The organism is uncultured Paenibacillus sp., assembly GCF_963515335.1.
In the GTDB taxonomy this organism is placed as follows: Bacteria; Bacillota; Bacilli; order Paenibacillales; family Paenibacillaceae; genus Paenibacillus_I.
Window position 1 is genome coordinate 21,050 of the sequence record NZ_CAUPYC010000049.1, and the last position, 11,275, is coordinate 32,324.

Genomic DNA, 11,275 nt, shown 5'->3' on the forward strand with positions numbered 1-11,275 from the left:
GTTTGCTTTTCACGGATTATTAGCTAAAATGGAATTAATCTGCGTCAGGCGGAAAAGCGTTGCCGCGGCGCGGTTTCACGGACATTTTCCGCCTTCGGCGGGTCGGTCGCCTTCGTTTGGAAGGGCGATTCGCACGGGCGGCGAAACGATAGGGAAGGTGTGAAACGGGTGGAGCAGCAGGGACAGGGGGGCACCCCGGAGAAGAAGGAGAAACGCAGCCTCGCGTTCAACGTCGTCAGCAACAAGGAGCACAAAGGCTTCGGCGCGGGCTCGATCGACCTGAACAACGTGTCGTCCGTCATCATCGACGGGGACGAGGCGTATATCGATATCGGAGCGATGCATGCGAAGAGCAAGGTGGAGCGCGGCATCAAGTTCAGCCCGAACAAGGAGGACGTTCCGAACGGGCGCAAGTGCTGGATCGTGTGGGTGGCGGTGGACCGCGGCGAGGAAGGCCAGTATTACGCGGGCGCGACCGCCTGCGAGATGCTCGTCGATCCGGAAGCGCGGCGCGGGTGGAAAATACTCGCGGATCACGTCAACAAGCTGGATTATGCGTTGAAGCGGCGTTTCGTTCTGGAGGGCCTTGACGAGCGGGAGAAGGCGGCGCTGCGCAAGCTGCTCATGGAGCATAACGCCGAATGGTGGGAGCGTTCGCCCGAGACGCTGAAGAAGGAACTGGGCGGTTAGGCATAAGGCGGGTAAGCACCAGGCGGGTATAATGAACAAAAGCTGTCCTCTCGGTCATGGCGACCGGGGACAGCTTTTTTGTTTTGGGTGTGCGGCCATGCATGATAAATTTATGTTAATTATAGTAACATAAAAATGTCGTATAAAAGAATATTCTGTCGATTTTATGTTGATTATTTGCGATAAGTGATTATAATAGATTTATATGTAATATAAACTAACACATTAGGGGAGTTCCGCCATGATATTCCTCTTGCCCTTCAGTTGGGCCATGAGCCGGTTGTCGTACGGACTTAAATTTCTATTGATTGCCGTTCTGTTCCTGATTCCGCTTTCGGCCTTATCCGCTTCTTTGTTTAATCAGTACAAAGCCACCGTAACATTCGCCTCCCAAGAGCGCCAAGGAATCGAGTTTCTGCTTCCGCTGCATCAATTCATGCTGAAAGTGCAGCAGCACCGCGGCATGACCAACGGCTTCCTGAACGGCAACAAATCGGCCGAGCAGGCAATCAGGCAGCTGCAGGGCGATATAGTCCCTGTCCTGAATACGCTGGATGAGATGGACAAGAAATATGCCAAGCAGTTCGGCGTCGCTTCCGTCTGGAGCGGCTTGCGGACGCAGTGGGAAATGCTCGCCGAGCAGTTCCAATACGGCACCTACAAAATCGAGGATAATCTTGCCAAGCATGCAAAGCTGATTGAGGACGTGCAGGCTTTGATGACGCGTGTGTCGGACAGCTCCAATCTGACGCTGGATCCGGAGCTGGCCACTTACTACATCATGGATATGGTGGTCGTGCAGATTCCCACCTTGACGGAAATGATGGATCGGCTGCGCACCTTGGGCTATGGGACGCTGTCGCGGAACACGATGGCGGCATCCGAGCGGCAAACCTACGCGGTCGATTTGGAGAGGGTCGATACGGCAGTCAAAGAACTGGAGAAAAGCTGGGTGAAAGCGATCGGCGCGGATCCGGCGGTTGCTTCCATCCAGAAAGCCTATCAGGACAACATGGGTGCCACCAAAATGTTCGGTCCGCTGGTAAGAAGCGAAATTTTGCTGGCCAATCCTTTTAAAACCGATCCGAACAGCTTCTATGAACAAAGCTCGGCAGCCTTGAAATCGAACGCGGCATTCTATCAGGCGGCCGCTTCGCTGCTCGACGGCTTGCTGGAGCGGCGAATCGCGAAAGTCGAGCGGGAACGCAACCTGCTGACGTTGTTGACGGTTGCCGTATTGCTCATCATCGCAGCTTTCTTCGCAGGCTTCTACATGAGTGTCAGGCGCGCCGTCCGGTCGCTGGTCGGCCAATCCGAGCGGATGGCAGGCGGTGATCTGACCTTCCGCGCGGCAAGGCAATCGAAGGACGAGCTCGGTACCGTGAGCGAAGCTTTTAACCATGCAGCCGATGCATTCGCACGGCTGCTGCGGGCCAACCGAGCGATGGCTGAGCGGCTTGGCGCATCGTCAACCGACCTGGAATCGGCAGCTTCCGCTTCGATGGCGGCATCGGAACGAATTGCGCGCGCCATGATCCATATGGGAGATTCGACGGGATTGATGGCGGCGGTATCCGAACGCAACGCCTTCGCAATGAATGAAATGGCGGTCGGAATTGTGCGGATCGCCGAGACCGCTTCGGTCGTAACGGAAGCTGCGGGCGCGGCGGCAGGGGAAGCGAAGAGCGGCGGCGTTTCCGTGTCGGAGGCGGTCAAGCAGATGGACCGCATCCGCAGCCATGCGGACACTACGGCTGAGGCGGTATCGGAGCTGGTTTCCTGGGCCGGGCAAATCGGCAGCTTCAATGAGCAGATCCGTGAAATCGCGAAGCAGACGAACCTGCTTGCCCTCAACGCCAACATTGAAGCGGCGCGGGCGGGCGAGCACGGCAAAGGTTTTGCCGTCGTCGCGCATGAAGTGATGAAGCTCGCCGCCGCGTCCCGGGCGTCGGCGGAGGGCATTGCGTCGCTTTTGCAAGGCATCCGCGAGAAGGTAGCCGAAGTGGACGAGGCGATCGGCCACGGCAGGGAAGAAACCGACAAGGGCATCGCGGTGATGAACGATGTGAGCCGCGCGTTTGAACGTATTTTGTCGGCGGTGGATCAGGTGGCGGCGCAGATCGAAGAGGTGTCCGCCGCGACGCAGCAGCTGTCGGCAGGCACGGAGGAAGTAACGGCGTCCATACAAGAGGCGGACGGGCAGCTTAAGGACGCCTCCGGCAAAACGCGTGAAGTATCCGATGAGACCGCCGGGCAGCTTGCCTCCATGGCGGATGTGCGAAGCCTCTCCGACGCGCTTGCCGGCATGGTTCGGGAGTTGAACGAGGCGCTCGGCAAGTTCAAGGTCTAGACATAACGGAATCCCGCGACGGTTGAATAGCGCCGGTGCGGGATTTTTTACCCGTTCCACCACCGTTTCAGATCGGACCACCACGACTCGCGCTCTTTGGCCGCCGCCCCGGAAGCCGCCTTGTCGCCCGCGGCATCGTCGTGCTCGCCGCAAACCTCCGCCGGCTCCGTGCCGGCGACGAACGTTTCCAGCCGGCGGTTCGGGCAGGAGGCAGCGGCAACCTTGCCGCTGTCCGGGTCGACGAACAGCGTGATGACGCCCTCCGGCATCGGGAACAGCTTCGGCGGCACCGACGCCAGCGCTTTCTCCATAAAGCCGGCGAAAATCGGCGCCGCCCGGTGGGCTTCCACCGGCGTTATGCTCCGGTTCTTGTCGTAGCCGACCCATACCGCGGTCGCCAGCTCGGGCGTATAGCCGACAAGCCAGGCGTCGTTCGCGGTGGTGCCGGTTTTGCCGGCTACCGGACGTTTGATCATCGCCGCCACCCGGCTCGCCGTGCCGCCCGGCTCGAACACGCTCTGCATCAGACGGGTCAAGACATAGGCGTGCGCCGCGTCGACTGCCCGCTTTTCCTCAGGCTCCGCTTCATAAAGCACGCGGCCGTTGCGGTCCTCGATGCGCACGATGGCCACCGGCTCCGCCCGCACCCCCCCGTTGGCGATCGCGCCGAAAGCCGACGCCATTTCGAACGGGCTGACCGGGAATGTCCCGAGCGCCAGCGACGGCACGGGCTTCATCGGGCTTTCGATGCCCAGCCGCCTTGCCATCTCGATGACCTTGTCGGGTCCGGCCGCCATGACGGTATTGACGGCATAGATGTTGTCCGAGCTTGCGATCGCCTGCCGCATGTCGATTTCCTTATTGGCATACTTATCGTTGTAATTCCGCGGCTCATACGTTTTCCGGCCTTCGTCGTACGTAAACACCGTCGGCTCGCTCTTGAACTTCGTGAGCGGCGTCATGCCGCCGCTCTCCAGAGCGGTCAGATAGACGACCGGCTTGAAGGACGAGCCCGGCTGCCGCGTCTGCGCGAAGACGCGGTTGTACTGGTTCGCCTTGTAGTCCCGGCCGCCGACCATCGCCTTGATGTAGCCGCTGCGGGGGTCGATCGCGATGAGCGCCGCCTGCTGCTCGCTGTCGGACGGAAAGCCCGCTTCGACCGCGGCTTCCGCCGCCCGCTGCGCCTCCGGATCGAGCGTCGTGTAGATGCGGATGCCACCCTCATTGAGCAGCTGCTCGTCGATCCCGATGCGTTCTACGGCAATCTGCCGGACATAGTCGCGGAAATAAGGGGCGAAACCGCCCGTCTCGCCTCCGCTCGCCGGCTTGAACGCCAGCACCTCCTTGAACGCTTCGTCCGCCTCCGCCTTCGTAATAACGCCGCCCGCCGCCATTTCATTCAGAATGGTGCGCTGCCGGTCTTTGGCGTTCTTCATATTTAAATAGGGAGAGTAATACTTCGGCCCTTTCGGCACGCCGGCGAGCATGGCGCTTTCGGCGAGGGACAACTCCGCCGCTTTCTTGCCGAAATACCGCTGCGCCGCCGCTTCGATGCCGTACGCGCCGTGGCCGTAGTAGATCTGGTTCATGTACAGCGTCAGAATCTCGTCCTTGCTGTAGCTCATCTCCAGCTTGGCGGTATACGCCGCTTCCCTCAGCTTGCGCGTCCACGTCCGCTCATGCGTCAAATACAAATTGCGCGCCAGCTGCTGCGTCAAGGTGCTCGCTCCCTGGCGCTTCGACAGGCTTTCGACATTGACAAGCACCGCTCTCGCCATCCCCCGCATGTCGAACCCGAAATGCTTGTAAAACCGCTTGTCCTCGATGGCGAGCGTGGCCTGCACCGCATACGGCGAAATTTCAGACAGCGGCACCGAGCTCCGGTTCTCGCCGGTATGGAATGTGTCGATCACATTGCCGTGAATGTCCAGCAGCTGCGATGTCTGGCTGACTGCGGCTACGGGGAGCGCCTGCGAGCGCACAAACAGGAGAGCGCCGAGCAGCAGCACGACGAACAACGCCGCGCCGAGGCCGGCCAGCTTCAGCCAGCGCTGTGCGCGCGCCAGCAGCGCCATTCGGTTTTCCCGCCGCAGCCGCTCGTTCCGCAGCTTCTTTTTCTGCTCATTCTGCCGTCCGCCCGGGTTTGCCATTTCCTTTGCCGCTCCTTCGCGCGAAATCATTCTTTTTCCTTAGTATGGAAAACGAAAGAGGCGGCTATTCATCGCGCCCGCCTGCGGCGGGAAAATTTTCGCAAATACGACAACGAACAAGCGGAATCGGCGCTTGAATGGCGTTCTACCGGTTCAAGTCTGTTTGTGTTAAAGATATAAAAAATCCGCTTTCGCGGATTTTCAGGATTTTAGCTGAATAGATACTTTTTCACGTCACGGTAAAAGTTTTCACGGATGCCACAGAATACGAACGTTATGTGTGAGTCCGTTCGATGAATTACGTAGCAAATGCGTACTGCAATTCCTTTAAACGTAAAATCGTATGACATGAAATCTCGTAAGTCACCGCTAAGATGATACCCAACAGTCGGCTCTTGTGCTATGAGAGCTTGTCGCGCCAGTAATTCAGTATGGAGCGCCGGAGCTTTCTTACTCAGTCCTTTGAGCAGCTTTTCCATTTTCCTTGTCGAAGAATACGTCCAGGCCATTAAAATCAGGCTCCCCTTTTTCATCCTCCGACTCCGTATCAGCCATCATATCTTCCGTAAACTCATGAACCCGGTCGGCCAGCAAATGATTGTATTCATTAATACGGTGTGCTAATTCCCTTGCCAGTTCTTCTTCAGAAAGCCCCTCTGTCAGGACCTTATGAACGATTGCCTGAACGTCCTTTTCAGAAAGCGATTCCTGGCGTCGCACTGGTTGCAGGAATATGCCATCTTCCAACAGATATGCGTGGACCTCGTCTTCAATGTTTAAGGCATCAAAATAGCTTTTAGGAATCGTAAGTTGTCGTTTGCTGGTAATTTTAATATCCCGGTATTCGTTAACCCCCGTTAACTTATTCATCATAATAATTTCACCTTTTTCTAATCTGATATCATCGCCGCATTAGGTATAAGTATCGTCACATTTTCGCTCATTCGGCATTTTCGATGTTGGTTAATTTTTTAAGCGCGCTCTCCGTATATATGTTGATGTTTGGCTTCTACAACGTATGTTAGTCATCTATTGAAGAGATTTAACTAAATACTTTACGAAATTTCCTTACTTAGTAAGGAAATTATATCACGACCCGGATACAGAAAGCAATCCTTACTGAGTAAAGTGGTTCCACCTTAACTGTTATCAATCGAACCGACAGATACAGATGCCCTGTTCTTTTTGGCTGAGACATACGAGCATACGGGCCGGCAAGATAAAGTAAAGGATTGTTATTCAAAAATTCTTGACATCGATCCGACAAATACGAAGGCTAAAGAGGAAATAGATAAGCTATTCAACGGCGAACAACCTTGATCTAACCATACCTGGCCATAATTGATTTAGTCAAACCGTTTCACTATAATACAGGGTGAACTAAGCACAGGAAGAAGGGATCGGCCCATGACGGACATTTGGTTTACCGAAAAACAGACCGAAAGCTACGGCATTACGATGAAGCTGAAAGAGACGTATGTGCGCGAGCAGACGGATTTTCAGGATTTGGCGATGGTGGAGACCGAAGAGTGGGGCACGATGCTTCTGCTCGACGGCATGGTCATGACGACCGACAAGGACGAATTCGTTTACCATGAAATGGTGGCGCACCCCGCACTGTTCACGCACCCGAATCCGGAGCATGTGCTTGTGGTGGGCGGCGGCGACGGCGGCGTCATCCGCGAAATCATGAAGCACCCGAAGGTGAAAAAAGCCGTGCTCGTCGACATCGACGGCAAGGTGATCGAATATTCGAAGAAATATTTGCCGCAAATCGCCGGCCAGTTGGACAATCCCCGCGTGGAGGTGCACGTCAACGACGGGTTCATGCATATCCATGACCACAAGAACGAATACGACGTGATCATGGTCGACTCGACCGAGCCGGTCGGGCCGGCGGTCAATCTTTTCACCCGCGGCTTCTACCAGGGCATCTACGATGCTTTGAAGGAAGACGGCATGTTCGTGGCGCAGACGGACAACCCGTGGTTCAAGGCCGACCTCATCCGTGACGTGAACCGCGACGTAAAGGAAGTGTTCCCGATCGTGCGCAACTACTGGGCGAACGTGCCGACCTATCCGAGCGGCCTGTGGACGTTCACGATGGGCAGTAAAAAGTACGATCCGCTTCAGGTCGACGAGGCGTCGATTCCGGAAATCGATACGAAATACTATTCTCCGCGCCTCCATAAGGCCGCGTTCGTGCTGCCGAAGTTCGTCGAGGACCTGGTGAAATAAAGGAACGGAAACAGAAAGCTTCGTTTCGTTATAACAGAAAGCGGGGATTCGCCTCATGCGACTTGATCAAAAATATTCCGGCAACGTGTTCATTCTGAGCTCCGACGATTACGAGGCGTCCAAGGCGGTCATTTACGGCATGCCGATGGACTTCACCGTTTCGTTCCGCCCGGGCTCCCGCTTCGGTCCGCCGCGCGTGCGCGAGGTGTCGATCGGACTGGAGGAATACAGCCCTTATCTGGACCGCAGCCTTGAGGATATCGTGTATTTCGACGCGGGCGACCTGCTGCTTCCGTTCGGCAATGCAGCGCGCAGCCTGGATATCATCGGCGAATTCGTGCGCGGCGTGCTGGACGACGGCAAAATGCCGGTCGGCATCGGCGGCGAGCATCTCGTCTCGTGGCCGATTTTCCGCGAGGTGTATGCGAAGTATCCGGATCTGGCGATCATCCATTTCGACGCCCACGCCGACCTGCGCGAAAATTACGAAGGCGAGGCGCTGTCCCATTCGACGCCGCTGCGCAAAGCGGCCGAGCTGATGGGCGGCAAGCATATTTATCAGTTCGGCATCCGCTCGGGCTCCCGCGAGGAATGGGCGTATGCGCGCGAGCACATCAACTTTCATCCGTTCGAGGTGCTCGAGCCGCTGAAGAAAGTGCTGCCTTCACTGGCGGGCCGTCCGGTCTATTTGACGATCGACATCGACGTGCTCGACCCGTGCTGCGCGCCGGGCACCGGCACCGCGGAAGCGGGCGGCATCCTGTCGAAGGAGCTGCTCGAAGCGGTGCACGCCATCGCCCGTTCGAACGTGAACGTCGTCGGCTGCGACATCGTGGAGGTGGCGCCGGCTTACGACCCGACCGAACAGACGCAGATCGTGGCCGCGAAGGTGATCCGCGAAATGCTGCTCGGCTTCTTGAAATAAATAAAGATTGTTTCATCTGATTCCATGCGCGGGTAATAACTGGCATCAATAAGCTACGCGCAATGGGAGGGTTTTCGGCATGAAGCTCCGCAATTATCTGGCCTGTCTCGTGTTGGCCGTTTCGGAGATGCCGGCTGAGCAGAGCGAGGGCAGAGGCCTGCATCACCGCCCGAGGCCGGACGAACTTGAGGGCGGCAGAGTGCCCGTGCCGGCGGGCAACGCCGAGAAGTAACGACGGGGGACAAGACATCGCGGAATCGACCGACGCCATATCCGGGCGGCGGCGGACGGGGGCAGCGCCCTTTTGTCCGTCCGCCGCTTGCTTTTTGACGCCGGCTCACACTATAATAGGAAAAAATCGACCAATGACGATGATCGGGAGAGTACCGAGGGCGACAACGTCGAAAGCAGCGAGCCGGGGTGGTGGAAGCCGGCGCGGCGGCGTCCGGGAAGCGCACCCGTGAGTCGGTTTCCTGAACGAGCAACCGGTAGGGAAGCCCGGCGGCGGCCGTTATACGTTTAAGCGGAACGATCCGTCCCTTAGGGCGCCGCCCGAGCGCGGGCACGAACGGGCGTTCCAGAAGAGTGGCACCGCGGACACAGCCTCCGTCTCTTTATTGAGACGGGGGCTTTCTCATTTAGAAATTACGGGCCCCGAGAAACAACCGGAACAGGCCGGCTTTGTGGGGATCGGCAGGGAGGAAAACATGATGTTGTTGGAATGGGCTGCAGATTACTTGGCGCCATATGTGCCGCTCAGCCGCGGCGAGATTCTGCCGGCCATGGAGCGGCCGCCGAAGCCGGAGCTGGGTGACGCGGCGTTTCCGTGCTTCGCGCTGGCGAAGCGGCTCCGGCGTCCGCCGGGCGAGGTTGCGCAGGAGGTGGCGGAGAAGATGCGCCATCTGGGAAGCGAGGTGCGGGCGGAAGCCGCGGGGCCTTATGTGAACCTGCATTTTTCGCCGAATGTGTGGGCCGTCCGCCTGCTGAACAAAGTGCTGGAGCCGGGCTTCGGAACGTCCGGGGCGGGACAAGGCAAGCGGGTCGTCATCGACATGTCGTCCCCCAACATCGCCAAGCCGTTCGGCGTCGGGCATTTAAGGTCCACCATGATCGGCAATGCGCTGGCGAACCTTTACCGCGCTTCGGGGTACGAGGCGGTGACGGTCAACCATCTGGGCGACTGGGGCACCCAATTCGGCAAGCTCATCGCCGCCTTCACGCGCTGGGGCGACCGCAAGACGCTCGAGCGCGACCCGATGCGGGAAAGCCTGCGGCTGTACATGAAGTTTCATGAGGAAGCCGAGGAGGAGCCTGAGCTTGAGGACGAGGCGCGCGAGTGGTTCCGCAAGCTGGAACAGGGCGACGAGCATGCCGTGTCGCTGCGGGGGTTTTTCGTCGATGCGAGCCTGAAGGAATTCAACTGCGTCTATTCGCGGCTCGGCGTGTCGTTCGATTATGTGCTGGGCGAGAGCTTCTATAACGATAAAATGTCCCCGGTCGTCGAACTGCTCGCACAGCGGGGGCTGCTTGAAGACAGCGACGGCGCGAAGGTGGTGCGGCTCGATCACCTGGAGCTGCCGCCCTGCATCATCATGAAGTCCGACGGTACGACGATTTATGCGACCCGCGACCTGGCGACCGCCTTCTACCGGACAAGGGAGATGGGTGCGGATCGGCTGCTGTATGTCGTCGGCGCCGAGCAGTCGCTTCATTTCAAGCAGGTGTTCGCCGTGCTGGATATGGTCGAGGAGGGCTGGTCGGCGCGCTGCGAGCACGTCGCGTTCGGGCTGATGAAGTTCGACGGGAAGAAAATGTCCACCCGCAGGGGCAAGGTCGTTTTCCTTGACGATGTGCTCAATGAAGCGGTCCGCCAGGCGGAAGCCGTGATCGAGGCGAAGAATCCGACGCTCCTGAACCGCAGGGAAACGGCGGAAGCGGTCGGCGTCGGCGCGATCGTGTTCGGCGACCTGCGGAACAGCCGGATGCTGGAAATTGATTTCTCGCTGGAGGAGACGCTTCGCTTTGAGGGAGACACCGGCCCGTATGTGCAGTATGCCTATGCGCGCGCCGTGACGCTGCTCGAGAAAGGGATGGCCGGCGCCGAAGAGTTCGACGAGCCGGCGCCGGAGGCGCTGTCCGGGCGGCTGGCGTGGGAATGCCTCAAGCAGCTGGCCGGTTACCCGGAAGCGATTCGCCTGGCGGCGGAGCAGAACGAGCCTTCGGTGCTGGCCCGGTATTTGCTGGACACGGCCAGGCAGTTCAACCGGTTCTACCGGCATGAGCGCATTCTGTCGACCGACCGGGAGGAGACGCATGCGAGGCTGATGCTGACGGCCGCGGTCGCGGGCGTCCTGAAGAACGGCCTCGAGCTGCTCGGCGTGAAGGCTCCCCGGCATATCTAGGCGGTAAGGGAAGGAAGGAGAAGGGAAGAAAGCGAATGAACGACGATCCGGTTCGCGTGCTGGTGACGCTCGAAAGCCGTCAGGACGGCGGCAAGTCCGAGCGCCGAGAGTATGCGGGAACCTTGTACCGCAAGCCTAATGCCGTCTATGTCCGTTATGAGGACCGGTCGGAGGCCGAGGCGCATATCGGGACGACCGTACGGTGGGACGGACGGGAGCTGCGGATCGTAAGGCGCGGCGCGGTGGACGGCGAGCAGTCGTTCGCGGCGGGCCGCGTCACGGCGGGGCGCTATCGCTCCCGGGCCGCCGATCTGGAGCTGGAGACGAAGACGACGGTCGTGAAGGCCGACCCGGGGGATTGGGCGAACGGTCCTTTTCCGCTGCGGCTGCGTTGGGTCTATAAATTGAAAGTAAACGGACAGCCTGCGGGCCGTTTTGAGATCAATCAGAGTTTACGGGAGGAAATATCAGAAAGAGAGGCCAAGGGAAAGGAAATGTGCTGTAGCAATATCACCAGAAA

General features: G+C 58.4%; 10 protein-coding genes. 7 read left to right on the forward strand and 3 right to left on the reverse strand.

Annotated features, from left to right (window positions below; all coding sequences use genetic code 11):
• Window positions 1-168: 168 nt before the first annotated feature.
• Both RWM61_RS14650 and RWM61_RS14655 read left to right on the forward strand, forming a co-directional pair.
• A complete protein-coding gene (locus tag RWM61_RS14650; protein ID WP_314002073.1) occupies window positions 169-690 on the forward strand; it encodes a YwhD family protein in 522 nt (173 codons plus the stop codon).
• Window positions 691-931: 241 nt separating this feature from the next.
• On the forward strand, window positions 932-3,040 hold the full coding sequence (locus RWM61_RS14655) for a methyl-accepting chemotaxis protein (RefSeq protein ID WP_314002074.1): 2,109 nt from the start codon (window positions 932-934) through the stop codon (window positions 3,038-3,040).
• A gap of 47 nt (window positions 3,041-3,087) precedes the next feature.
• On the opposite strand, the gene RWM61_RS14660 is transcribed toward RWM61_RS14655, so the two are convergent.
• The 3 genes from RWM61_RS14660 to RWM61_RS14665 form a co-directional block, all read right to left on the reverse strand.
• Entirely contained in the window at window positions 3,088-5,190 is a 2,103-nt protein-coding gene (locus tag RWM61_RS14660) for a PBP1A family penicillin-binding protein (protein ID WP_314002076.1), read from the reverse strand.
• A gap of 209 nt (window positions 5,191-5,399) precedes the next feature.
• Window positions 5,400-5,723, reverse strand: a complete 324-nt coding sequence (locus RWM61_RS20325; protein WP_399538710.1) for a type II toxin-antitoxin system RelE/ParE family toxin — start codon at window positions 5,721-5,723, stop codon at window positions 5,400-5,402.
• Window positions 5,641-6,063 (reverse strand): AbrB/MazE/SpoVT family DNA-binding domain-containing protein, encoded by a 423-nt coding sequence (locus RWM61_RS14665; RefSeq protein ID WP_314002078.1) that lies wholly within the window; start codon window positions 6,061-6,063, stop codon window positions 5,641-5,643. The genes RWM61_RS20325 and RWM61_RS14665 overlap by 83 nt, the downstream gene beginning before the upstream one ends.
• A gap of 534 nt (window positions 6,064-6,597) precedes the next feature.
• Here RWM61_RS14665 and speE point away from each other — a divergent pair.
• The 5 genes from speE to RWM61_RS14690 form a co-directional block, all read left to right on the forward strand.
• The gene (gene speE / locus RWM61_RS14670; RefSeq protein WP_314002080.1) at window positions 6,598-7,428 is read left to right on the forward strand and encodes a polyamine aminopropyltransferase; all 831 of its coding nucleotides are present in this window, start codon (window positions 6,598-6,600) and stop codon (window positions 7,426-7,428) included.
• A 55-nt stretch (window positions 7,429-7,483) separates the two neighbouring features.
• Window positions 7,484-8,353: an agmatinase gene (speB, locus tag RWM61_RS14675; RefSeq protein ID WP_314002082.1), complete on the forward strand. Its 870-nt coding sequence runs from the start codon at window positions 7,484-7,486 to the stop codon at window positions 8,351-8,353.
• A gap of 79 nt (window positions 8,354-8,432) precedes the next feature.
• Entirely contained in the window at window positions 8,433-8,585 is a 153-nt protein-coding gene (locus RWM61_RS14680; RefSeq protein WP_314002084.1) for a hypothetical protein, read from the forward strand.
• Window positions 8,586-9,063: 478 nt separating this feature from the next.
• Window positions 9,064-10,755, forward strand: a complete 1,692-nt coding sequence (gene argS, locus RWM61_RS14685; RefSeq protein WP_314002091.1) for an arginine--tRNA ligase — start codon at window positions 9,064-9,066, stop codon at window positions 10,753-10,755.
• A gap of 35 nt (window positions 10,756-10,790) precedes the next feature.
• The coding region (locus tag RWM61_RS14690) for a DUF1934 domain-containing protein (RefSeq protein ID WP_314002086.1) at window positions 10,791-11,275 on the forward strand (485 nt) is incomplete at its 3' end.